This is a genomic window from Shewanella xiamenensis, from assembly GCF_024971755.1.
GTDB lineage: Bacteria > Pseudomonadota > Gammaproteobacteria > Enterobacterales > Shewanellaceae > Shewanella > Shewanella xiamenensis.
Window position 1 is genome coordinate 3,435,610 of sequence record NZ_CP079718.1, and the last position, 25,739, is coordinate 3,461,348.

Annotated in this window: 20 protein-coding genes; 7 read left to right on the plus strand and 13 right to left on the minus strand. The window is 46.2% G+C overall.

The window, feature by feature from the left end:
• Nucleotides 1-52: 52 nt before the first annotated feature.
• The 4 genes from KXJ80_RS16360 to phhA all read right to left on the minus strand — a co-directional run bounded on the left by KXJ80_RS16360 (nt 53) and on the right by phhA (nt 4,603).
• Nucleotides 53-1,039: a fumarylacetoacetate hydrolase family protein gene (locus tag KXJ80_RS16360; protein WP_218738295.1), complete on the minus strand. Its 987-nt coding sequence runs from the start codon at nt 1,037-1,039 to the stop codon at nt 53-55.
• Between the two features lie 342 nt (nt 1,040-1,381).
• Entirely contained in the window at nt 1,382-2,920 is a 1,539-nt protein-coding gene (gene tyrR / locus KXJ80_RS16365) for a transcriptional regulator TyrR (RefSeq protein WP_011071819.1), read from the minus strand.
• Between the two features lie 260 nt (nt 2,921-3,180).
• On the minus strand, nt 3,181-3,519 hold the full coding sequence (locus KXJ80_RS16370) for a 4a-hydroxytetrahydrobiopterin dehydratase (protein WP_037416823.1): 339 nt from the start codon (nt 3,517-3,519) through the stop codon (nt 3,181-3,183).
• A gap of 85 nt (nt 3,520-3,604) precedes the next feature.
• A complete protein-coding gene (gene phhA, locus KXJ80_RS16375) occupies nt 3,605-4,603 on the minus strand; it encodes a phenylalanine 4-monooxygenase (protein ID WP_308219579.1) in 999 nt (332 codons plus the stop codon).
• A 137-nt stretch (nt 4,604-4,740) separates the two neighbouring features.
• Here phhA and galU point away from each other — a divergent pair, with 137 nt between their 5' ends.
• The 6 genes from galU (at nt 4,741) to KXJ80_RS16405 (ending at nt 11,824) form a co-directional block, all read left to right on the plus strand.
• The gene (galU, locus tag KXJ80_RS16380) at nt 4,741-5,649 is read left to right on the plus strand and encodes a UTP--glucose-1-phosphate uridylyltransferase GalU (protein ID WP_037416817.1); all 909 of its coding nucleotides are present in this window, start codon (nt 4,741-4,743) and stop codon (nt 5,647-5,649) included.
• Nucleotides 5,649-6,662 (plus strand): UDP-glucose 4-epimerase GalE, encoded by a 1,014-nt coding sequence (galE, locus tag KXJ80_RS16385; protein WP_037416814.1) that lies wholly within the window; start codon nt 5,649-5,651, stop codon nt 6,660-6,662. Before galU ends, galE begins: the two co-directional genes overlap by 1 nt.
• Before the next feature lie 76 nt (nt 6,663-6,738).
• Nucleotides 6,739-7,224 carry a ferredoxin-type protein NapF gene (gene napF / locus KXJ80_RS16390; RefSeq protein WP_144375587.1) on the plus strand — a complete coding sequence of 162 codons (486 nt, stop codon included), beginning with the start codon at nt 6,739-6,741 and terminating at the stop codon, nt 7,222-7,224.
• Between the two features lie 74 nt (nt 7,225-7,298).
• Nucleotides 7,299-7,724 carry a bactofilin family protein gene (locus KXJ80_RS16395; RefSeq protein WP_047539190.1) on the plus strand — a complete coding sequence of 142 codons (426 nt, stop codon included), beginning with the start codon at nt 7,299-7,301 and terminating at the stop codon, nt 7,722-7,724.
• 391 nt (nt 7,725-8,115) lie between these two features.
• A complete protein-coding gene (locus KXJ80_RS16400) occupies nt 8,116-9,105 on the plus strand; it encodes a LysR family transcriptional regulator (RefSeq protein WP_259474466.1) in 990 nt (329 codons plus the stop codon).
• A gap of 421 nt (nt 9,106-9,526) precedes the next feature.
• Nucleotides 9,527-11,824, plus strand: coding sequence for an OmcA/MtrC family decaheme c-type cytochrome (locus tag KXJ80_RS16405; protein ID WP_218738293.1), 2,298 nt, complete (start codon nt 9,527-9,529; stop codon nt 11,822-11,824).
• A gap of 92 nt (nt 11,825-11,916) precedes the next feature.
• On the opposite strand, the gene KXJ80_RS16410 is transcribed toward KXJ80_RS16405, so the two are convergent.
• The 8 genes from KXJ80_RS16410 to KXJ80_RS16445 all read right to left on the minus strand — a co-directional run bounded on the left by KXJ80_RS16410 (nt 11,917) and on the right by KXJ80_RS16445 (nt 22,882).
• On the minus strand, nt 11,917-12,612 hold the full coding sequence (locus tag KXJ80_RS16410) for a DUF2982 domain-containing protein (RefSeq protein ID WP_037416799.1): 696 nt from the start codon (nt 12,610-12,612) through the stop codon (nt 11,917-11,919).
• Nucleotides 12,613-12,616: 4 nt separating this feature from the next.
• The gene (locus KXJ80_RS16415; RefSeq protein WP_256931077.1) at nt 12,617-13,351 is read right to left on the minus strand and encodes a YdcF family protein; all 735 of its coding nucleotides are present in this window, start codon (nt 13,349-13,351) and stop codon (nt 12,617-12,619) included.
• 107 nt (nt 13,352-13,458) lie between these two features.
• Nucleotides 13,459-14,379 (minus strand): fructokinase, encoded by a 921-nt coding sequence (mak, locus tag KXJ80_RS16420; RefSeq protein ID WP_037416796.1) that lies wholly within the window; start codon nt 14,377-14,379, stop codon nt 13,459-13,461.
• Nucleotides 14,380-14,441: 62 nt separating this feature from the next.
• On the minus strand, nt 14,442-15,248 hold the full coding sequence (gene cysQ, locus KXJ80_RS16425) for a 3'(2'),5'-bisphosphate nucleotidase CysQ (protein WP_218738292.1): 807 nt from the start codon (nt 15,246-15,248) through the stop codon (nt 14,442-14,444).
• A gap of 346 nt (nt 15,249-15,594) precedes the next feature.
• Complete coding sequence (locus KXJ80_RS16430) at nt 15,595-16,674, minus strand: SDR family oxidoreductase (protein WP_218738620.1); 1,080 nt, start codon at nt 16,672-16,674, stop codon at nt 15,595-15,597.
• Between the two features lie 37 nt (nt 16,675-16,711).
• On the minus strand, nt 16,712-17,470 hold the full coding sequence (locus KXJ80_RS16435; RefSeq protein WP_218738291.1) for a phosphatase: 759 nt from the start codon (nt 17,468-17,470) through the stop codon (nt 16,712-16,714).
• A 121-nt stretch (nt 17,471-17,591) separates the two neighbouring features.
• On the minus strand, nt 17,592-20,867 hold the full coding sequence (locus KXJ80_RS16440; RefSeq protein ID WP_218738290.1) for a DEAD/DEAH box helicase: 3,276 nt from the start codon (nt 20,865-20,867) through the stop codon (nt 17,592-17,594).
• A gap of 191 nt (nt 20,868-21,058) precedes the next feature.
• The gene (locus tag KXJ80_RS16445; RefSeq protein WP_218738289.1) at nt 21,059-22,882 is read right to left on the minus strand and encodes a DUF885 domain-containing protein; all 1,824 of its coding nucleotides are present in this window, start codon (nt 22,880-22,882) and stop codon (nt 21,059-21,061) included.
• A 526-nt stretch (nt 22,883-23,408) separates the two neighbouring features.
• Between KXJ80_RS16445 and cspE the strand changes: the two genes are divergently transcribed.
• Nucleotides 23,409-23,618, plus strand: a complete 210-nt coding sequence (cspE, locus tag KXJ80_RS16450; RefSeq protein ID WP_011071803.1) for a transcription antiterminator/RNA stability regulator CspE — start codon at nt 23,409-23,411, stop codon at nt 23,616-23,618.
• Between the two features lie 115 nt (nt 23,619-23,733).
• Here cspE and KXJ80_RS16455 read toward each other — a convergent pair whose 3' ends face one another.
• Complete coding sequence (locus KXJ80_RS16455) at nt 23,734-25,680, minus strand: monovalent cation:proton antiporter family protein (protein WP_069454615.1); 1,947 nt, start codon at nt 25,678-25,680, stop codon at nt 23,734-23,736.
• Nucleotides 25,681-25,739: the final 59 nt, after the last annotated feature.

Here is a 25,739-nt window from a genome sequence, read left to right on the forward strand (position 1 = left end):
CGGGGCTAAAAGCCCCGTCGATATTATCTATCACTTTTCAAATAAAAAAGCCTTACGCCTTGTACTCAACCACTTTTTGATCGATAGCGCCAAAAATAGAGGCGCCATTATCATCGAGCATTTCGATGCGTACTGTGTCGCCAAAACGCATAAACGGTGTGCTAGCTTTGCCGTCGCTAATCACTTCAAGCATACGTTTCTCGGCCAAACAGCTTGAGCCAGCACTACGGTCATAGTTAGAAATCGTACCAGACCCGATAATGGCCCCCGCACCCAATGGACGGGTTTTGACAACATGGCTAATTAACTGGCTGAAGTTAAAGGTCATATCGACACCCGCATTCGGGCGGCCAAATAACTCACCGTTTAAGTATGTGATAAGCGGTAGGTGCACCTTTGAATCTTCCCAACGTGCGCCTAATTCATCTGGCGTAATGGCTACCGGCGAGAAGCTGCTCGAAGGTTTAGATTGGAAGAAACCAAAACCTTTGGCGAGTTCGGCCGGGATCAAATTACGCAGTGACACATCATTGACTAACATCAGCAGTTTGATGTGTTTCGCTGCATTTTCAGCACTCACGCCCATAGGTACATCATCAGTGATCACAGCGATTTCGGATTCGAAATCGATGCCCCAGTCTTCGCTCGCCAGCGGGATATCCGCCTTGGGCGCGATAAAGCTGTCAGAGCCGCCTTGGTAAAACAGCGGATCAGTCCAGAAGGTTTCTGGCATTTCTGCGCCGCGCGCCTTACGTACTAATTCCACATGGTTAACGTAGGCACTACCATCGGCCCACTGATAAGCGCGTGGTAAGGGTGATAAACATTTGGCCTCATCGAAGGCTTGCGCGTTCGGTAATTTGCCTTCGTTGAGCGCATCATACAATTCTTGTAATTGCGGTTTGAGCAATTCCCAACCATCGAGTAATTGTTGCATCGTATGGGCAATCGCTGGCACAGCCACCGTTTGAGTAAGATCGCGGCTCACTAACATTAACTGACCATCGCGGCGACCATTGTTATAACTGGCAAGTTTCATATCTGCTCCTGTGCTTCTACGGCTCGGCGTACTGCGCTTTTTATCTCGTTATAGTTAACCGACAATATCAGCTAACGCGAATTTTTTGCTGACGAGAACATAGGTGAATAAAAACCTATATTGACTCGGTATTAGGGTTTGCTGCGCGTAGAAATACCCGAAGCGACGACGGATTCCTATAGCGTGAGCAAAATCACATTTCAGCTTATTTTTTCACATTTTGTAAACTAATCATTACGTTTCCTACCCTGTTGCCGCTTGTCACTATTTCGCTGAACGATATGGTGAAAAAGTCGACAACAAAGTGGAACGATACTGTTACATCCTAAGCTTAAAGCAAGATTACTTTGGCTTGGCGATCTTATATTCCCTAAGTTTATTGGCGATAGCCGTATGAGACACGCCCAATTTCTTCGCCAATTGGCGAGTACTAGGGTAAGCAGGATACAAGCGGCGCAGTAAGCTAGCCTCAAATTGCTTCATCGCATCATCGAGATTACCTTCGAAGGCATTATCGAAATAACCAAAACCTTCGGCGTAGGATGGTAACTTAAGTTGCTCAACGGTCAGCTCGCCTGAACCATCCCACATGGATACGGCTCTGAAAACCGCATTTTTAAGCTGACGCACGTTACCCGGCCAGGCATAGGTTAAGAGATGATCGCGACATTGAGCCGAAATCCGTCTCACAGGGCTAGAAAGTTGCTGGCTGTAGTGCTCGAGGAACATCTCCGTCAGCGGAATAATATCAACTTTGCGCTCGCGCAGTGACGGAATGTGGTAGCTAAGTACATGGATGCGATAGTACAAATCTTCTCTAAACTCACCGGTTTGGCATAGCTCGGCTAAGTTTTTCTGGGTCGAGCAGATAATCCGTACATCGGCGCGGACTTCTTCGTCGCCACCGATACGTCTAAAGGTGCCATCCTGTAATAACCGCAGCAATTTAACCTGTGCCGCCTTGGACATTTCCGCCACTTCATCAAGAAATACAGTGCCGCCCTTCGCCTCTTCAAAAAAACCACGTTTAATGACTTTACCTTGGCTAACGTAGCCAAACAGTTCTTCTTCGGCGGCGCTATCGGGCAATGCCGCACAGTTAATGGCAATAAACGGCTTTTCGCGGCGCATGCTGGCATCATGGCTGGCTCTGGCCATTAATTCTTTACCGGTGCCAGTTTCGCCCGTGATCAGTAATGGCGCATCGAGCTGCGCCATGCGGCGGGCTTGTTTTAGCACTTCTTTCATCTTGTCACTGCTGGCCAATACATTTTCAAAGCCTGTGGTTTGATTTTGCAGCGCATTAAATTGTTTACCCACCCGCGCAGGCGATTTAAGCGACACCACCGCACCGACGAGGATAGTTTTCTCGTCCTCATCGGGTAAATAAATCGGTAACATTTCAGCCAGATATTCGTTTTGGCCGATATTCACCCGCGCCGCCTGCGGCAGCACTTGGCCCTCACTGAGCCAGCGGCTGAAGTTAAACCCTTGTACCCAATGGTTTAAGGATTCATCAAGCACTTCGTGTTCACCCATGCCCATATTGAGCAGCGCCGATTCGTTCACAATGCGAATACGCGCCTTCACGTCGATGGAAAACACAGAGTCTGGGAGAGTTTTAAGTAGGGTTTTTAAGGCGTAGTGTTCTTGCTCCGACGGCATAAATGACACCGTTCGTACATCGTGGACGCTCTCCACTTTGCGGATCTGCGGCATCAAGGCGCTTAAGGTTTCAAAACTGACTTCAGCAAATTGCAGGTAAAGAAAACCTTGGTTACTGGCATCAATGGCAATGAGATTAATGCCATAACGTTCTAACACGACTAAGATGTCTTTCGCTAAACCCACGCGATCTTGACAGCTAACTTCCAAGCGCATAATGACTGATATTCCCTTTTTTGATTCGAATTTTGGAATAAAACATGCGAGCTATTGTCCCTGAGGTGACCTTCGTAAGACATGCGTTTGACGAAACACGCTCAGTTTACGCAAACGTAAAGGGCTAGATAAATAGCTGGGCGTGTATACGTTAGAAGGTTACGCTCAAAGTGGCAAGCCTAGTTTACAGTGCATTTGTAACAGGAAGAAAAAATCAGCATCAAAATTGCATTAAGATGCTGATTTAAAATATTAACTTTTTAATCTAATAACTGGTCGGTCTTGGCCGCCATAATGAAGTCATTCTTATGCAGGCCCTTAATTGAGTGTGACCACCAAGTCACGGTCACCTTGCCCCACTCGGTTAAAATACCAGGATGGTGGAATTCTTCCTCGGCCAATTCCGCCAACTTATTGGTAAATGCCATTGCTAGTTTAAAGTTTTTAAACTTGTACACCCGTTCCAATTGCATGATGCCGTCACGCACTTGCACGCCCCAATCGGGGATCATGCGGATAAGCTCGGCCAATTCTTCATCGGTCACTTTCGGTGCATCGGCTTGGCAAGCTTCACATTTCATTTGGGTTAACGCGGTCATACATACTCCTATTGGCAACATCACAGGTTCAATCCGTTGCTCTTATTACGCTTTATTTAATTCGTTTATTACTTAGAGTCGGTCATTAACTTGCCTTGGCCTTGGGCGGATATTTAGGGGCAAACAAGCCGAGCTGCCGCGCCTTAGCCACATAGGCCATAATGTCCATTTTGGCGATTTCATCTAATACATCAATATGTTCAATCACATAGTAAATTGGCTGCATAATATCGATACGATAAGGCGTGCGTAGCACATCTAAAAGATCGAACGGTTTACGTTCAGGCACTTGGCTTTCCATCGCATATAAGGTTTCGCCGGGAGAACTCAAAATACCACCGCCATAAATACACAGTTCACCCTCCTGAGGCTTGAGCAAACCAAACTCGACGGTAAACCAATACAAACGTGCCAAAAATACTCGGTCTTCCTTGCTGGCATTTAAGCCTAATTGACCATACATATGCGAGAAATGGGCAAAAGATGGATTGGTCAACAAGGGGCAATGACCAAAAATCTCATGGAAAATATCTGGCTCTTGCAGGTAATCAAACTCTTCCTTACGGCGGATAAAAGTCGCGACCGGAAACTCCTTGTTAGCCAATAGCTCAAAGAATCGACCAAAGGAAATCAAGGCTGGCACGGCCGCGGTTTTCCAGCCCGTAGTGGCCTGTAGCACTTTGTCTATCTCCGCCAATTGTGGGATGCGATCCTTGGGCATCGCCAAGGCATCAAGTCCCTGCAGATACTCCTTACAGGCACGCCCAGGCAGGTTCACCGCTTGGCGAGCATACAATTGGCTCCAAATCTCATGTTCTTCCTGTGGGTAATGGATATACCCTGAATCATCTGCACTTCTCGCAACATAGGGCGCAGTGTGCGCAATTTCTTTAGTCATAAAATTCACTTCATGGCTGACACTAATGCCTCCATAGTGATCTAAGCCTCGATTTTTGTTAACTCCCTCACAGTTTATTGTTTGCGCGTCAATGTGACGTAAACGTAAAGCAAATATTACAAGTCGTTTAAAAGGCATGGGCAATATACATACAGACTCACTCAGACGGGTATCAATCCTTGACATTCAAACGTAAAAATGACGACGATAAACAGATAATATGCAGAAAAACCGACAAAATTCGGCGTTTGCAAATGGCTTTTCTGCGTAGGTCATTTACAATATTGCCCAATAATCGCCTCTCCTTAATCTGAAGGTTCGCAATGAAACAACATCAAATTCGTAAAGCCGTTATTCCTGTCGCCGGACTTGGCACTCGTATGCTTCCTGCGACCAAAGCTATCCCTAAGGAAATGCTCCCTGTTGTAGATAAGCCACTGATCCAATATGTCGTTAGTGAAGCTATTGCTGCGGGTATCAAAGAAATTGTGCTCGTAACCCACGCCAGTAAAAACTCTATCGAAAACCATTTCGACACCAGTTTTGAATTAGAAGCGCAATTAGAGCGCCGCGTAAAACGTCAATTACTCGAAGCGGTGCAATCCATTTGCCCGAAAGACGTGACGGTGATCAGCGTACGTCAATCCCAAGCTAAAGGCTTAGGTCACGCGATTTTATGCGCTAAATCCGTAGTAGGTGATGCACCTTTTGCCGTATTGCTGCCGGATGTGATTATCGATGACGCCAGTTGCGACTTAAAAACCGATAACCTTGCCGCAATGGTAAGCCTGTTTGATGAAACCCAAGTGGGTCAAATCATGGTTGAAGGCGTACCACATCATTTAGTCAATCAATATGGTATTGCCGATGTGAACGGCCACGATTTGCAGCCTGGTGAATCAGAGCCATTAGTCGAACTCGTTGAAAAACCTCCAGTTGATGAAGCGCCATCTAACTTAGCCGTTGTTGGCCGTTACGTGTTACCCGCAGCAATTTGGCCATTGCTGGCCAAAACGCCTGCGGGCGCAGGTGATGAAATCCAATTAACAGACGCCATTGCGATGTTAATGAAGCAAGAAACCGTAAACGCTTACTATATGCAAGGTAAGAGTCACGACTGCGGTAACAAACAAGGCTATATGCGCGCTAACGTAGAATACGCTCTGCGCCACAGCGAAATCGGTGAAGATTTTGCCCACTACTTAAAAACAGTTGTAAAGGGAATTAAATAATGACGATTTTAGTGACCGGCGGTGCTGGTTATATTGGCACTCATACCGTAGTGGAATTACTTAATGCGGGAAGCGAAGTGATTGTATTAGACAACCTGTCTAATTCAAGTATCGAAGCACTAAACCGTGTCGAGCGCATTACCGGTAAATCGGTCACATTCTACCAAGGCGATATTCTCAATAAGGCCTTACTACAGAAAGTCTTTAGCGACCATAACATCGATGCCGTTATCCACTTTGCTGGATTAAAGGCCGTCGGTGAGTCAGTAGCTAAGCCACTGAAATACTATGAGAATAACGTGACTGGCACCTTAATTCTTTGCCAAGTGATGGCAGAGTTTAAGGTGAAAAATCTCGTCTTTAGTTCCTCGGCAACTGTGTATGGTGATCCTGCTAGCCTGCCCATTACCGAAGATTTTCCAACGGGTGCCACTAACCCCTATGGTCAATCTAAATTGATGGTTGAGCATATTCTGGCGGATTTACACCATAGCGACCCAAGTTGGAATATCGCTCGTTTACGTTACTTCAACCCCGTTGGTGCCCATGCCAGTGGTTTGATTGGCGAAGATCCTAACGATATTCCGAATAACTTGATGCCATTTATCGCCCAAGTCGCCGTGGGTAAACGCGAGGCCCTCAGTGTGTTCGGCAATGATTACCCAACCCACGATGGAACTGGCGTTCGTGATTATATCCATGTTGTGGATTTAGCTATTGGTCACCTTAAAGCCCTTGAGAAACTCGCCACAAAACCAGGGCTTGTCACCTACAATCTAGGTACAGGCCAAGGTTACAGCGTGCTCGATATGGTTAAAGCCTTCGAGAAGGCCTGTGGTAAATCGATTGCCTATCAGATTGCACCACGCCGCCCAGGAGATATTGCCGCCTGTTATGCAAACCCAGAGCATGCTAGAACCGATTTGGGCTGGCAGGCGACCCATAGTCTTGAGGATATGGCAAATAGCAGTTGGCATTGGCAATCAACCAATCCCAATGGTTATAAAAGCTAATCATCTAAATGGCTTGTGGTAATTCCCAAGCCATTTTTCTTCTCGATTAATAAAGATTGTTATCCATTAAACACCTATGACAGAAAGCATTAATCACAGTCGCCGTAGTCTTTTTAGTCGCCGAAAGTCCTTGGCGATTAGGCCGCCTTGGGTGCGCGAGGGGGTAGAATTTACCGATATCTGTACTCGCTGCTCAGCCTGTATCACCGCCTGTGAAACTAAGATAATTTTCAAAGGGGATGGCGGCTTTCCTGAAGTCTCGTTTAAGGACAATGAATGCACTTTTTGTACTCAATGCGCCACTGTCTGTCCTGAGCAAAAGTTGTTTGATTTGACCCAAACGCCATGGCAACACATCGCGGAGATTCAAAATAACTGCTTAACCTTTCAAGGTATTTGGTGCCAAAGTTGTAAGGATGCTTGTGAGCCCCGCGCCATCAGTTTCACCCTAAGTGTAGGCAAAGCGCCTATGCCTAAAATTGATACGAGCCTATGTACGGGTTGTGGCGCCTGTGTCGCTCCGTGCCCAAATCAAGCGATTAGTATTAAGCAAGCAGAATAGCCATTGAGCGCCCTAGGCTTGTCCCTGTATTTACGTTAGTATTTCATTCCCAATGTATTAGGTTTCTCATCACCATGTTTGGCAAAAATCTCCTGTTTACCCGCAAATCGTCCCCCGCGCTCAGTTTTATTGCTAAAGGCACTAGGCTGACTGGCAATATTGAATTTGCTGGCGATGTGTTGATTGGTGGTGAAGTTCAAGGTCAAATACTGTCACAGGCGAATGTGATTGTTGAGCAAACGGGAAGTCTTCACTGCGAGGTAAAGTGTCGAGAATTAATTATTGATGGTTATTTCAAAGGCCGATTGATTTGCGAGCGCTTAGTCATCCAAGCACATGGGATTGTCGACGGTGATGTTGCTTGTACTTCAATGCAAGTCAATGAAGGCGGCCAGTTTATTGGTTTAAGGATTAAGGAAGATCACCAGACAATCCACGCACATAGCCTGCCCTCTGCAACATCGACAAACGTATTGTTATCGCAGAGTCAAAATGACTAATCCACATTTCAGCCCATAAAAGAGCGAGGGTGTGTCGACGTTTAGAGATTAAACTTTATTTGCGCCGCTAAATTCTAGCCTACGTCACGCGAGTGATGTGTCGTTGTTCTAACCAACTACGAGCGACTCTGATGAAGATGATGAGCTCGCTAGATTACTCCTCCAGCCCAAAATCGCCTAAATAAACACCATATAATCCAATGGCTAGCATTGTTAGTTAAACAATTGTTAAATTAAAGATTGAGATCACAGTTAAGCCGTACGACAACTGCTAACCTAATCCACCAACAATGCATTTTGTGCATACGGTTTGCTGCTTAATCAATGGTATCGATATGCTTAGGCAAAACTGTGTGACTGCAGACTCAGACTCATCGCAAGGCGAGACCAAATGAGCACTCAATTATTAAAACAAATCTGCGAACTTGATGTATTCACCTTACTTGTATTTAAAAGTATTTTTGATAACGGACATGCAAATAGTGCAGCTAAAGCGTTAAATGTGTCGGCTCCCAAAATTAGCCGCTGTCTCAATGCGCTACGGTTAACCTTTAATGATGAACTATTTTATCGGCGCCAACAGGGGCTCAAACCCACACCTCTTGCTGAAAGTCTGTATGTCGCTATTTGCCAATTCACCGATTCGGTTTATCACCTAGAACAATCTGCAATGCAGCTGCAAAATGCAGCGAGTCACGTTGAATTACCGCTCCATATAGCCGCAAGTAATGGATTATTAAGTTTCTTAGCACCACAGCTCAGCTCACCCGATGTGATAAGTGAATTAGGCCAAATAAGACTACACAAGTGGCAAGACAATAGTGCGGAACTGATACATGCAGGTGAATTAGGTTTTGGGATCACAATAGAGCCGACCGAATCCAAAGAGCTTAGTGTTACACGCTTAGGCTGTATTTCAAATGTCTATGTCGTTGCCTCGAAACATCATTCCCTTTGGGAAAGCCAACTTGAAATCAGCCTTGAGCACATATGCCGTTATTCATTTCTATGCATTGAACTGAAGGGCTTTAACAGCAGAATTGACCCACTAGAACTGTTCTGTCAGCGCCAAGGGCTGTTGTTACCCTCGATTGAAAGAGTCACGGATCGGGAAGAATGGTATGCCCACCTTCTCACCATGCAAAGTGTGGCATTTTGTTCGAGTATTGATATGCATACCGTAAAACATATGCCGGGATTAAAACTAGCGCCGCTTCCCATCGCAGAGTTACATCGTCTACATGAAACGATTATGCCACCACAGTATTTTCTCGTAGAAAAGCCACGAAGCCATCGACGCTACAGTCAAACACAATGCGAACTTGTCGTCAGTTCATTATTAACCGCCCTCACGCCTTTCAATACGCGAGTCAGTCAATAATCCCCAAAAGCATGGATGCTTGTGCCACTATTTACAAAAGCTTCAAATGTTAAATTTAAGTAAATACAGCGCATTCTCCCTCTGTACACTATGATTCTCAATAGTTGTTTTTGTTTTATTTTTCACTGTAAAAAAGCATTTGATAAACGTTTCATCAGTATCTTTAAGTAAAATTAATTGAAAATTAATCTCAACAAATTGTTAAAAACAAAAATAACATTCTGCAATCCACATCTCACTTTTACCGCCAGATTCTAATTTGCGAAATACTTAATTTCACATTTTAGAATTTCCATTTTGATGTGTTAAATCACTGTTCACATATCAGATACAAACTTGCAAATACCACTTTATAAGTAGATTGTTCGACCTATAGTAGAGTCACTGCACACGCAGTCTTATAGAAAGAAAAAGGGACGCGATGATGAAAAACTACAATAAATCTCTACTGGCACTAGCTCTCACTAGTGCCTTGTGTTTAACCGCCTGCGGGGACGGAGAAGACGGGCAAGATGGTGCACCCGGCACGCCCGGAACACCTGGTACCCCTGGAACACCGGGTACGCCTGGTACACCAGGGTTACCCGCTGGTTCTTTTGCTAAAACCGCAGAATCTATAACCGATCTGAAATTTACTCTTAGCCCAGCTGATATCAAAGTCACCAGCAGCGAAGGCTTCAGTGTTAAGTTCAGCTTAACCGGAAAGAGCGCAGGCAAAGATGTTCCTTTTATGGGACTCGATAAAATTGCGATCTACTCTTTAACGGCAAATGACAATACGTCAGGCACTGGTGCGCCAATTCAATGGCAAAACAATGCTACGGCAAACAAAGCGGGTAGCTCATTAACTTGTACTCTAAACGGCCTTAACGGTACTAAGAATGCTTGTAAATTAACTGAAGATACAGCAAACCCTGGTACATACACTGCCACTTGGACTTACGATGGTGCTGCACCGATCATTAATCCAAATGATAACCCTAATGCAGTACACAGAGTATTTTTACGCGCATACAATATCGCCAATAGCCAAGGCGTTGCCTTAGCAGATAAAGTACTTTCAGTACCTGTTGATTTTATCCCAGCGACCGACGAGTTAGCCGCATCAGGCAAAGACACAGTATCGAGTGCAGCATGTAAAAACTGTCACGGTGAAACTGATGGCCATATCGCTAAGATCGAAGCTCACCATAATTATCAAGACGTTAAAAACTGCGTAACTTGCCATAACCCAGATCTAGTACCCAGCGATGCACAACTTGCTGAAGGTTGGGTCTTTGATTTTGCTCCAATGATCCACCGTATCCATGCCGGTGAACATAATGCAGCGTATCTGTCTGGTGAAGCCAAAGAATACTTTGGTGAAATTGGTTTCCCATCTGACTTGAAAGAATGTAAATCCTGTCACGATGGTGCACCAAGTTATAACACCAATATCTACGCTAAGGCTTGCGTGGGTTGCCATATCAATGTCAACTTCGCAACTGGTGAAAACCACTCAGAATTTGGTTTAGCTCAAGCCGACGACACTCAATGTAAATCTTGTCACGGTAGTGGTAGCCTAACACCAGAAGCTGTTCATAGTGTTGGTAAACGCGCTGAATACGCCAACTTATTTAAAGTGGACTTTACAAGTGCAGCAGTTGTACCGTCAGCCACCTTAGGTATGAAAACATTAACCATCAAGGCTAATGTGACCATCAATGGTACACCCATTGCCGATGGAACAAGCCTTGCAACCTATAATGCGACCACTAATCCAACAGGAAAGTTAGTTGCTAACGGTTTATTGCTGGGTAATGTTGCTACCGATGGTACTGTTTATGCGTGGCGAGATGTTAAACCTACAGCTATCAGCTTAAACCTTGCAAGCGGTACGCTTTCTGGTGGTGTATTGACTTTTGTTAAAGATATTCCAGATGCACAAGCAGTTGGAACTATGTATGTCAGTTCAGAAGCTAACGTTTGTATCAAGGCTGGTGCAGTAGCAAGCTGTAATACAACAGGACTTGAATTTGGGCCAACTAACCCTATTGGCAACAGCTCTCCTGTTAAATTCTTCAGCTTAGATGGTAGCACAGTCAGCACTGCTCGTATGTCTGACCCAACTCGTATCACTGTTGAAGAAGCCAAATGTAATGCCTGTCACGGTACCTTAGACTATGTTAAAGGAACAAGACACGGTACTTACACCTTCACTCAATGTATGAACTGTCATAACGATACAACGGGTGCTTCAGGTCACAAAACGGTTGTTTACAAAGGCGCTGATGGAAGCAAAGTAGTGAATCCAGACGTCACCTTCAACAACAAAGACCTATTCACCGTTGCCCACCGTTTCCACAGTGGTAACTTTGACTCTATCACAGGCATCTTCCGTGACGATAAAGGTGAATTGCTCGGTTACCCATCACCAGAAACAGCATGTTCTGCATGTCATAAAGACGGCGCTAAACTGTTTGCAACTGACGGTGGTTTGACTTCTGAAAAACGCTCTATCAAAGTGGGTAGCTACTATATTAGCCCAGTAGCTGAATCATGCCGCAGCTGTCACGCTCACTCAGATGCAGCAGCAGTAGCTCACTTTAGAAGTAACGGTGCGATTGTAGAAGCGGATGCAGTGACTGATCCTAACCTACCAGTAGAATCATGCGCGACCTGCCATGCTGAAGGTAAAACTTATGGCATAGATAAGGTACACGCAGAGGTAGCACACTAGTACTAGTACCTTTGGGTTGCCCCCTGCACAACCCAAACTTCCTCTCTGCAACTTATTGGGGCCCCATCGGGGCCCCTTTTTTATCAGTAGTGTTAATTTGTTGTAGCATCGATTTGCGTCGAACTCTGCGCGATGCGTTGCCTTAACAGTTTAATAAATTCCCGCGGCTCACGATCTAAACTGTCATGGGGAATATAAAGATGATAGCCAAGGTGAGTGTTGAGCATCACGCAGCGATGTCCAAACATCGCCAATACGCCGCGGTATCTGTCACCATCAACCACCAAAGGGCTAAATTCAGCACCAAGATAAGTTTCTAAGGTCGCTAAATCTTCTTGCTGTGATGCGGCGGTAACCAGTAACGGCCGCTGCTCAGTCAATAATCCCGCTGCAAGCCGTAATGAAATATTATCGAGTATCGGATTTAACTGCTTTAGCTTAATACCAATATAGGAAAGCTCAATAGTATCAACACCCTGAGTCACCCTTGGAATGTCAACCCGCTGAATATTATCCCAGTTTATCGACACCTTGCCGCGGCGATGAAAATAAGTCAGCCCCTGCTCATCCATAGTCAATGTGGTGTCAGGCTCGAAAACCTTTGCAAGGCCCAATATCAATGCGATCGCACCCAAGCTGAAAAACACTAAGCCCACTGCAAATAGCTCAGGTAGTATCACAAACAAGCCAAAGCCCAACACAAAGGCACAGGCACCTACAATAGTTAAAGTCAAACCATTACGTTTAGAGAGTGGACGAACCGAGACAATATCAGACTCTAAGGCCATATTTTTATTCCTGTTTTACCCAAAGCCATAAACGGCCAATGTATTCATGTAGCGCACGTTGCGAGGCGAGTAAGTTATCCGCAGTAAAACGCCAATAAAAATCGTCTCTGGCCCTAAAATCCGTCGGCGCCGCACTTGCGGTTAATCCTTTACCACTAAAAATGGCCATCGCCCGTGGCATATGGGAGGCCGAGGTGACTAATCGCACAGGCTGATTGCCAAAGCTCTCTTTAAAATAGTGCGCTTCTTCAAGGGTGTCGCGCGCGAGCGGAAATTCAATAATACGTGACGCATCGATGCCAAGTTCAACCGCTGCCTTAGCCATCACTTCAGCGTGGGGATGTTGGGTTAGCTCGCCGCCCCAACCACTAACGACTAAACTACAATCTTGACCTAACTTAAGCTGCCGAAGCCCTTCCGTTAATCTTGCCAATGCCACAGCCGATAAGGACTGTACCGCCGTAGCACCTTCAATATCCGAGTGAGCAGAGCCCAGCACCATCACCACACAGGTATCCGCAATGGGAGTGGTATTAATGGGATATTGGGTCTCAAGCGGTTTCACGAGATAATCGACACTAAATTGACTGCTTAATAACAATAGAAGGGTAAAAGCACTGGCAATCGCCCATTTTGCTAACCGCGGTTTGCGCCAAATAAACAAAGATAGCAGCAATAACAACAGGATAAATGGAACAGGCATAATTACCTGAGAGACAACTTTCTTAATCCAAAACATGCGCTAGCGCCCAATAATCCAAAGGAGCGCAATCATAACATCAAAAGAAAGCAAAACGCATCGCCTCGGCGATGCGTTGTCACGAGTGAAAACTTAAGATTACTGGGTTATTTTTCCCATAACCAAGCGGCGCCGCGCACGCCCGAAGAACAACCATAAAGATTCTGTACAACTGGTGTTCGGCATTCGCGCCCTACAACATAATGGCTTAATAATGCAGGTAATCTTGGGTAAATAGCCTCAACATTCGACATGCCGCCACCTAACACAATCGCATCAGGATCAAGTAGATTAATCACATGAGCCAGTGAGCGCGCGAGTCTATCCATATAGCGGTCAAATGCCAATATAGCTATCTCATCTCCATCGTCGACTAAGCTCATGATCTCTGAACCAGATTTAGCGGGCACACGTTGGACGCTTGCTGCGCGACTGAGCGCCTCATTGTAATCACGAACAAAGCCAGTGCCTGAAATAAAGGTTTCGATACAATCAGGATTACCGCAAAAACAACGGGTAGTATTAAACTCCTCCTTGGTCATCCACGGCAGCGGATTATGGCCCCATTCGCCACCAATGCCATTACCACCCGCATGCACTTTACCGTTAATGGCCACACCCGCGCCGCAGCCCGTGCCAATGATCACCCCAAACACCACAGATTTACCCGCAGCAGCACCATCGACGGCTTCAGATACCGCAAAACAGTTGGCATCGTTAGCAACCCGCACTTCACGGCCGAGCAGCTCCCCTAAATGCACATCCAAGGGATGACCGTTGATCCAAGTCGAGTTGGCATTTTTGACTAATCCTGAATAGGGAGAAATGACTCCCGGGATCCCCACGCCAACAGAGCCTTTTTCACCTAAGGTCGCTTCAGCCTCATTAACTAAATCGACGATCGCGTTAAGCGTGCCCTGATAATCCCGAGGGGTATTGATACGCTTACGAAAAACCTCATTTCCTTCGTCATTTAAGGCGACGAGTTCTATTTTTGTGCCGCCTAAATCGATGCCCATGCGTATCATGAATAAGCTTCTCCGCTATTGTTCTGCCAAGGAGTCCGCGCAGACTCGCTTGTGATTGCTCGTTATTTTGCCCAGCCAGGCGCTGTGGCAATAAAATAAGGGTTTAATATGTCAGGTTTTTGATTGTAGGTTAAGGGTAAACCTGAGTCATAACACACGACTTTTCCGCCTGCGCTTTCAAGTACAGCCTGCGCTGCCGCGGTGTCCCATTCGCTGGTAGGCCCCAATCTTGGGTAGAGATCGGCCTTGCCCTCTGCCAACATACAAAACTTCAGCGAGCTGCCCACGCTTAACATTTCATGTTGACCGAAATCCTTTAAATAGTCCGCCACATCAGGACTTAAGTGCGAACGACTGCCCACCACTATCGGTACTTGTCTTGGCGTATTACCCCCCTGTAGCACTTGCTCTTGCTGCCCGTCTTGTCGCCAAGCGCCTAAGTGTTTGGCGCCAAAATAGACAGTTTTGAGTACGGGCGCATAAACCACACCAGCAATAGCCACACCTTGATGGATAAGCGCAATATTGACGGTAAACTCACCATTTCGCTTAATAAATTCCTTAGTGCCATCCAAAGGGTCAATCAGCCAATAGGTCTGCCAGTGCCGACGTTCATCCCAGGCTATATCCGCCGCTTCTTCCGACATGACGGGAATACCCGCAAATTGCTCGGTAAGCTGGGCTAAGATAACTTTGTGAGCCGCCAAATCGGCCGCCGTTACCGGGCTCTCATCATGCTTTTGCGTAACGGCAAAATCCTCTTGAGCATAAATCGCCATGATGGCGTCGCCTGCCGCATGGGCAATCTTTACCACCCGTTGTAAATCTGCCTTCGAAAAATGCGCTGCCATCGCTGTATTATCTGTCACTTAGCCACCTGTATTCGATTTGCTTTTCGGCATTATGCCATCGGCAGCAATTGATAATTAAGAACAAATTCATCATACATCGAGCAAAATCGACTAAGGCACTGACGAATTCACTCAGGCGCAAGGCTTACGCAACGAGCATAAATGCTAAATAAGTCGAGTCTAAGCCAAGCAGGATACGCTGAAAAGAGTCATTGCCTAGGCTGCATTCGTATTCACAGCCTAGAAAATAAAACAGGTTGGAGAAATAAATCAGTAGCTTGGATGAAGTGCTTCGGGCATACAACTTATCTTGTATTCAAAAGATCTGAACGTCATTCACAACCACTTATGATAGAGATAATGGCTAAAGGCCTTTTGCGGCATAATCTTCAAGCATGGCCTTAAGCTGCCACCGCCAGTCACGCCACAGCTCGGGGCAATGGGTTAATGCCATATTTTGCCCAGTTAAGCACTGGCGTACTTTATCGCTATTTAACGCGCTGTAACTGGGTCTTGATGCCAGTTTATTGCCTTTCTCAAGCGCTTTTGCCGCATAACTTAGGCTATCTATGGCGCTAATCGGCACGGCTTTATCTAATAACTTCAGTGCCAAGGCTTGGCGCTGGATTTCGAGGGAAAATTCATACCAACTGCATTGCCCCTGCCCGGCATAGTGGAATAATCCAGTTCCGCAACCGACGCTTAACGGACTCGCGATCAACTGCCAAATAAAATGTGCGAGCGCATCTACCCATGTTGGCGAACCTATTTGGTCGTTTATCACTGTGAGTGGCTGACCATCTGACGCAGTGGCCATCAACCTCAGCATGGTTTTCACAAAATTATGCCCATCGACACCGTAGAGCCATGCGGTGCGAATAACAATCGCGCGCTCAACCAAGATGCGCAGCACCGCTTGCTCTCCCGCTAGTTTACTCTGGCCATAGATAGATAAGGGCGCAGGCGTGGCGTTTTCGGTTAACCCGCCTTCAATTAAGCCACTTTCAATTAAGCCACTATGGGTTATCCCGCTCTGATTTAATGTCAGTTCAGAAGCCTTCTCAGGCTCGCCACTAAAGACATAATCGCTGGAGAGATGCACCAAACACGCGCCCGTGAGCGCACATTCGCTTGCCAATAACTCTGGCCCAAGGCTATTGACACGATAAGCCTCATCGGCCGCCATTTCCGCCCTATCGACCGCATTGTAGGCGGCGCAGTTGATCACCCACTCAGGTTTAAAGCGGGTAAAGGCAGCGGCAACACTTTGTTTATCACCGATGTCTAACTGGGCATGGCTAAGCGCGTGCACACGAAAGACACGGCCATCGAATCTATATGCCGCCTTGGCAAGCACTCGTAATAAAGCCTTAGCGAGTTGGCTATCTGCGCCAGTTAACAATACTGTTGTTGTCGATTCTGGCTCGCCATTAGGCGCATACATCGCCTTGTTATCCTTTCGCATTCTTAACGTCGGCGCCTTAAGCGATATCGTCGCTAAATAGCGGCATTAAATCGGCAACGCTTTGATGCCCCCGCTGAGTTAAGAAGTTAAGCAGTGCCATCGGCGAGCGGTTGAGCAGCTTATCCTTTGGATAATCAACCGCTTCAATAATACTTAAGGCACGGTCAAACCCGCCGAGACTAAAAGCTACATGGGAATCCGAGCCCATCACTAAGGTGGCCCCCAATTCTTTTGCCGCTTTGGCAATCGCGGTGCAGTTAGCTTCGCTGCCCTTGCGAGAGACTTCAAAGGAGGAATTATTGATTTCAAGCGCCACCCCATATTCGGCGGCAGCTGCGGCTACAGCTTCAATATCAATGGGATAAGCAGGATTACCCGGGTGGGTAATAATATCGACCTTGCCGCTTTTAATGGCGTTGATCATCGCCTCGGTATGGGTGGCCTTATCCGAGGGCGGAAATACTGGTTCATGGAACCCTGCCAACACAATATCGAGCTGCGACAGATAATCGCCAAAGTAATCGATTTCACCTTCGCGGTTTTTAATGTTCGCTTCGATGCCGCGTAAAATCCCCACGCCATCGACCATACGCGGGAGCACACGTAAATTCACAAAATGCCAAAAATGCGGTGCATCAGCCATCGCCGGGCCATGGTCGGTAGTGGCAAACAGACGGATCCCCTTTTGCTTCGCCACCGCCAAATAATCGTGGATAGTACTATAGGCATGGGAGGATGCCACGGTATGGGTATGGGTATCGACTGGGTACTGCATGGGTCACCTCTGTCTTTTAACTCGCATTTTAAAAAGAATTTTTAAACATCAATCTGTTACCGCTCTGCTTGTACAAGAGTCGCCAAGTCAACAACCACAGGCAGTGATATGCAACAATGCCTTAGTGGAATAAAGAGAGCAGTTCATCGGCGCTACCTTGCCATGCGCCACTGCCCTTACCTTCAAGAATACTATCGGCTAAACCCTGTTTATGCTGCTGCATCTCTTGGATTTTTTCTTCGACCGTTCCCTCGGCAATAAGCTTATAGACAAACACCGGATTTTCTTGGCCAATACGGTGTGCTCTGTCAGTAGCTTGCCTTTCGGCCGCAGGATTCCACCAAGGATCGTAATGAATAACCGTATCAGCAGCAGTCAAATTAAGCCCGGTTCCGCCCGCCTTTAAACTAATTAAAAACACTGGCGTATCGCCTTCTTGGAATTGATCAATCTGCCCCTGACGCAGCCGAGTTTGCCCAGTCAGTTTGCTGTAGTTGATCTCTAAGGATTGCAGCAATTCTTCAATCAAAATCAGCATGCTAGTAAATTGGCTGAAGATTAAAATTTTGCGTCCTTCCTGCACCATTTCCGGCAAGTTTTGGCTAAGCCAGTTAAGCTTGGCGTTATTTTTAACTTTTTGTGCCTGTTCGAGTTTTACTAATCGCGGATCGCAGCAGGCTTGGCGCAATTTGAGCAAGGCATCTAAAAACTCGATATGGCTGCCCGCCACGCCTTGGCTTGCAAACAATTCTCGAATTTTTTTCTCCATACTTAAGCGAATACTCTCGTACAGATTGCGTTGATCTTTCTCAAGCTCAAGGCTTTGATAAATTTCGGTTTTAGGCGGAAGCTCAGTCACTACCTCCGTCTTAGTTCGTCTGAGCACAAAGGGCGCAATGCGTTGACTCAACACTTTTGCCTGCTCGCTATCGCCGTAACGCTCAATCCGATAACGAAATGCCTTATTAAAATAAGCCGTTGTCCCAAGGAGTCCTGGCAAACAAAAATCCATTAAGGATTTGAGTTCACCTAAATGATTTTCAAGGGGCGTCCCCGTAAGGCAGAGTTTAAAAGGCGCCTGCAGCGCTTTAATCATCTGACTGACTTTAGCTTGAGCATTTTTAATCTGCTGTGCTTCATCAAGCACTATGTGCTCAAAAGGTTGTGCTTGGTAAAAATCGTTATCCCTCACCATTAACGGATAGGTAGTAACAACCACATCAAACTCACTTAACCGTGCCAAAAGCGGCCCGCGCTGTGCGCCATGGATCACCGCCAGTGTTAACGAAGGCGCAAATTTTGCCGCCTCCTTTGCCCAGTTTCCGACCAAACTGGTGGGGCAAATAATTAAACTGGGTAGATGAGGGGCTGCCGCGGATTTAAGCTGTTTTTGCTTCAACAGGAATGCCAAAGTTTGAATGGTTTTACCCAATCCCATATCGTCGGCTAAAATGCCACCTAGCTGATATTCCTTTAAAAAACATAACCAATTTAAGCCCTGTTGCTGATAGGGACGCAGCTCTGCCTGTAATTGGGTTGGCGCAGTAACCGCAACAACACCGGTAAATTGTTCTAATTTGGCAGCAAGTTGTCGCACCCGCTCACCATTGAGCAAGTTGATATCACTCTGGGCTAACTCATTGAGTAAATGTGCCCGATATTTAGGTAAGGCGATACTGTTGCCGCGATGCTGTTCAAACAGCTCTAAAATAATGCTCATCAAGGGTTTGATAACACTGGCTTTAATTTTAAGCCACTCACCATTTGGGCTTGGTAGCAATAGCTCTGCATCATCGGCGGGCTCACCATGTTGTTTAAGCCAAGTGGCCACCAGCGGCAACATGGGTAACCGCTGCCCATTGATATCCGCATGCAAAGACAGGGAAAACCAGCCCTCTTTACTGTCATCCAGCTCAACGGTTAACGGCGTGTCGACTACCTTAAGGCTAAACTCGGGCGCCAATAACACCTCAATACCTTGGGCTTGTAATCTTGGCACGTCTTCCTCGATAAAGTGCAACCACTCCTTAATCGCCTCGGGCAACACACCTAAGCGCCAGTGGCAGGCTAAACTGCTAAGATCAAATACAAAACGAGTAAATCCAAGCGTTTGCAGAGCCTCAACCGCCGTTTGCTCTTCGTCCAAAGCACGGTTAATTTGATAGGTCGTTCCGCCTTGGGTCACAAGGGTTAAGGCTTCTTTAGCTGCATTACCACTCAAAACGACATCACCGTAGATAAATGCCAAGGTCACATAGGGCTGATTGATATCAACAGCTTGAATATGTGGCGTTGTTGTCTTGAGTTGGGTCGTATTAGGTAGAGTAGCATTGGCATGAGTCGATGCCGCCGAAAGCATATTTAGGCTCAACCGAACCCGAAGTTTATCCCGTAGTTCGACAAAATTGATGGCACTTGGTAGCGGCACTGTGCGCGCTGAAAAATGTTTAATCAGTTTATGACTCACCACCTCAACCTGCGTGCGAGGCACGGGTGGCATTTGGCTTAGTAGGTGCAATTTTTCAATACTGATATCGGTGTCGATAAGACCAATTTGAAAGTAATCGAGTTCGATATAATACGCAGGCTCGGTTGGCACAAGCTCCCAATTATCTCGCTTGGGCAAAACAAGGCGCATTTGCTTGTGTTCACTATCAATATCCTGCCAAATAAACTGTGGCGTAATGGCATCGCCCGCGGTCAATGCGAGGCGACTTTCCTCCCAAAAACAACGTTCGGTCGCGAGCATTTTCTCGAGCGCAACCGCACCTAACTGCGCCTTAAGATAGAGCCGCGATGCACCATGGCGCCTCGTAGACATTATCAGATTGATGATCAGCACATCCTCGGCACCAATCCATGCAGGCATATAATATTGCACATCCGAGAGTGCAATTTTGGAACCCTTGTTATAACCGCCCTTCTTCCCAACCTTGCCGCGCCTAAGCTCGATAAACACCCCATTATCGTCCTTTGAGAGGATATACAGCACCCGATCATCGTAGAGGGACTCAACATCATTCAAACGAGGATCATCGGCATCATCGAGTAGATGTAACCATTGGGCGATGCGTTGATCCTCAACCGTTTTATCGGTGAGCAAGCTATACAGTACCGCAGCCATATGCTTGCAATGTCCCGTGGCGGGACAAGAGCAAAAACCGTTCATGATGAGCTTATGATTGACGCTGACTAAACGTATATCTTGACGATAGGGCGAGGTTTCACTACCCGCTACCGAACCTTCAATATGGCGAAAATCGGCATTGGCTTTTGCGCTTAACACCTTCCCCTGCATCACATAATCACGGGCACGCATCAAGGTCGGCGGCGTGAATAAGGACTCAATTGCCGTTTGAGTCAATTGAATGGGCTCTTGGAGGGGGAAGCGATTCATCAGCAAAACCTTGAAACTCAAAAATACCTTTACGGACAATAAACCATAATTGTCAAAGGCATTTATCAACGTGTAAGGGGGAATTGTATTGAAACCGGATGGGGAAAGCCAGAAGACGAATCACTTACGTGAGCGGGATATATCCCCGCAGACCATTCCTGCGGGGATGTGCCAACTAAAGTCACCTCAACTTAGGCTTGACGACGCTTATCAGCAATATAACGGTCAACCAATTTTTCTAAAATATCTAAGGGAACAGCGCCATTTTTAAGCAGCACATCGTGAAAATCGCGCAAATCAAATTTGTCCCCAAGAGCTTGTTTCGCCTTTTCCCGCAGTTCGAGGATCTTTATCATCCCCACCTTATAGGCTGTCGCTTGGCCAGGCATCACAATATAACGCTCAATTTCAGCGGTCACATCGCGGTCTGACATTCCGGTATTTTTTTTCATATAGTCAATGGCTTGCTCCCGCGTCCAGCGGCTATGGTGAATACCCGTATCAACAACGAGGCGCACAGCTCTAAACAATTCCGCCTGCAAGCGACCAATATTATCAAAGGGATCTTGTTGGAAACCGAGTTCCCAAGCTAAACGCTCACTATAAAGTGCCCAGCCTTCAATATAAGCGGTAAAAGGTGCCATCTTACGAATAAGTGGTTGCCCTTCAAGTTCCATTGCAACTGCAACCTGAAAATGATGTCCGGGGATCCCCTCATGGTAGGCTAAGGTACGCATGCCGTATTTAGGTGTTGCTTTGATATCAAAGAGGTTGGCATAAAAACGTCCTGGGCGGCTGCCGTCAATCGCTGGTTGCTGATAATAAGCGCCAGGAGCCGTTTTCTCTTTAAATTCAGGAATACGCACCACTTCCATTCCCGCCTTTGGACGGATACGAAATGCGTTGTCGAGTCCGGCATTGATCTCGTCGAGGATTTTTTGATAATCCACTAGGATCTGCGCTCTGCCAGCATCGGTGTCTTCATAGTAAAATTTAGGATCGGCGGCCAAGGCCTCAATCGCCACCGAAAATCCTTGGCTTGTATCGTACCCTTGTGCAGACAAGATGGTCATGATTTCACCTTGGATACGGCTCACCTCGGCCAATCCTTTAGCATGGATCTCATCGGCGGTGTAATTTGTCGTAGTAAAGAACTTCAACAGCTGTTCATAGGCGACATTCCCATTAGGCAAAGCCCAATAACCATCATCCGTGCCTGCTTTAGTCTGTAACTCAGTAAAATAATCAATGAAGAGTCGATACGCTGGCTGCACGTAAGCTTCGATATTGGTTTTTGCCGTGGCAAGCAAACGCGCCTGTTCATCACTGCTAATCTGAGTTTCTGCTAATTTGGTTTTAAAGGAGCTGTAGAGAATATTGTCTTCAACTGGCGCACTGATAAAGTCATTCATTTCAGTAAGCACCCGCTCAATCACAAACTTAGGCGGAATAATGCCCTTAGCTTCTCGAAGTTTGAGCCCTTCTAAGGTTTGTCCAAACTTAGTCTTCACCGCAATTAAGCGCGAGAGGTAATTTTCAGCATCATCAACCGAATGGATTTGATGCTGCGCCTGCATAAAGCTTGGGTAACCATTTTGCACACCAAACAACTGATTCACCGGATAGTTATGATAGCGATAGGGTTCGGCCGCGAGGGCAAAATCCGCCAGATACAATGCAATATCCTTCGAAATACGCTGATTATCATCGAGATCAGCGTCTTGGTAACTCAGTAATGTGTCTCTTAACGCACGGACTTGAGTAAAGGTTTTGTCCATGGCTTCAGGGCTATCATCGTCGAGCAGGGCGTTATGCCCCGTAATCCCAACAGATTCTAAAAATCCTAAGGATGTTAACGTCTCAGGACTTTCAAAGGCCATTTTTACGACGCTTCTATCTAAAAATGCGCGAAAGAAAAATGGCTTTTTGGCAAACCATTCATGGGCGGCAACTGCCATCAACAATAGCAATATGGCTAAAATGCCAAGCCCAATGCGTTTTAATACTGTTTTCAATATTGATGCTCCACAGGTCATTATTGTCAAAGTTCGATGGGAAAACTTCCCAATACGAAAAACAATACCACCATCACAAATAAGCAACAATTTAATAACGTAACGAAAAGTGACAAATAAATAAGCCACCTTCTAAATGTTTAGCACCACTTTTTATAGTGCGAGTAAACTTACAGGAATAATTATTTCAATCTGGCTTCAGTGACACAATCAAACACTATCCATATGAATAAAAACAATAAAAAATTATCCCCATCAAATATTCGAACTAAAAACCCCTAATAGATATGCCCTAGTTAAAAATAAAGCTATACAAAAAGTGGGAGTATGCTATTCTGCGTCCTGGCCTGTGAGTCAGACCTATTTATAAGCAATATTATGTATTTGAAAACCTTCGCTGCACCCGGTATTTGTTTGCTGTCATGAAGCTTTCCACTCATAACTTATCATCAATGTAAATAATTCTATTTCTGGCTAATTTCACGCATTGTTGCGAATTATTTTTTTGAAAATTTTGGAGACATTCATGTCTAAAACTACTGGTGTAGTAAAATGGTTTAACGAAGACAAAGGTTTTGGTTTTATTTCCCCTGATAACGGTGGCGCTGACGCATTCGTTCACTTCCGCGCAATCGTATCTGATGGCTTTAAAACCCTTGCTGAAGGTCAAAAGGTTTCTTACGAAGTCGAACAAGGCCAAAAAGGTCCTCAAGCTGCGAACGTTGTTGTTCTGTAATTAACTTCCCGCAAGGGATTAATTAACAACAAGTTTACAGACAAAATGCCGACTCAGTGTCGGCATTTTTTATTGGTGCGTTTTATCCTATTGATTGATGTTCTCATTAAACCAACTAGCCCTGCAGTAATTTCGCTTCTGCATTTTCTACTCTTCTCGGTTTGCCGACGATGAGGAGAATATCCCCCGCTCGAAATACCCAATCCGATGCAGGATGCTCAATTTCTTGACCATTACGACGTATAGCCCTCAACTCTACCCGCAGTGATTCCCAATCAATATCCGCCACTTGCTTACCAACGGCATTTGCACCGCGGTGCAGCAGCACTGCATGCAAAGATTCTAAAGTGAAATCCGTCTCTGTACCCGAGAAAAAGCCATGTAAAAATTGATAATGATTACGCCGCTCCGACTCTAACCGCTTGAGGATCCGCGCTAATGGCACTCCGCATTGATGCAAAACCTGCGAAACTAACATCAAACTTCCTTCTAAGGTTTCTGGGATGACTTGATTGGCTCCCGCCTTTTGCAATAAGTCTAACTCGCTGTCATCGCGGGTTCTGACCAAAATGTTAGCTTCAGGAGCCAGTTGCCGGCATAAGGGTAAGGCGTCTTCTAAACTGCGGGATTCGCTAAAGGTGATCACTATCATTTTGGCATGCTTAATACCAATCTGTTTGAGAATGGCCCGCTTACACACATCACCAAAGTAAATTGGCTCCCCAGCTCGACGCGCCTCAGAAACCCTTGTGGGATCAAGATCGAGCACCACATAAGGCACGGCTTCGGTCTTTAAAAAACGCGCAATGGTTTGCCCTACGCGCCCATACCCCAAAATCACCACTAAATCATGGTCGTCGCTTATCACAGGAACCACATCGTCTACATGCGCTGACTGGCGGATCCCTAATAACCACTTTGCAATATCCACACTGTGACGCACCAACCAAGGAGCGATACTCATCGATAATACCGCCACCATCACCAGCATAGTACTGGTCTCATTACTCAGTAACCCATAGCTAACGGCGAGCGCGAGTACCACAAAACTAAATTCCCCCACCTGCGCCAAGCTTAAAGCCGTGCTAATCGCAATCCTAAAGGGCTCGCCCACTAAACGTAATAATCCATGGATAATAAGTGCCTTACCAAACACAACTGCGAGCAGCACCAATAGAATTTGCCACCAAAACTGAATAACCAATCCAAAATCCAGCATCATGCCGATAGAAATAAAAAACAGCCCCATTAATAGATCGCGAAAGGGGCGAATATCCGCCTCGAGCTGACGACGATATTGACTCTCACCAAGCAGCATCCCCGCCATAAATGCCCCTAAGGCCATCGATAATCCTAACCACTGGGTAAATGCGCCCGTGACCAAGGCGACCACTAATGTTGAAAGAACAAAGAGTTCATTTGAGCGCGACCTTGCCACCTCATCAAACAGCCTGGGTAAAGCCCACTTCCCCAAAGCCATTAAGAAAAAGAAGGCGAGAATCCCCTTGAGTAACGCCCAAGCGATAGAGGCTAACATTAAGGGTTCATCACTCTGTCCGAGTAATGGCAGTAGAATCAGCAGCGGCACTACCGCTAAATCCTGAAATAACAATACACTGACAGATAATTCGCCATGACGACGCCTCAGCCAGCCCTGCTCATTGAGCAGTTTAAGCACTATGGCGGTAGATGAAAGCGCAATTGCAGCGCCGATAACGAGGGATTCAATCCAATTCAACCCACAGGCTAACGCCACTAGCATAGTCAAGACAGTGGTGACGAGCACCTGGGCACTGCCTAAACCAAACACGGTTCTGCGCATCGCCCATAAGCGGGGTACCGAAAACTCAAGCCCTAGGGTAAACATCAACAGCACTACCCCAAGCTCGGCGACAGACTGCATTTGCTGCTGAGTAAACCAATGAAAGCCACTCGGCCCACTAAGTACTCCTGTTAACAAATACGCCAAAATAGCTGGCAAACCGATACGCCTAAGTAGCGCAATCGCAACGATCGCAATGACTAACATCAGCAGAATTTGAATCAAGAAACCATGTTCCATAGACGCACTAGCTCCTGTCAAATTACTGGCATGTTAAAAATTATAACGATGAGCTTTAA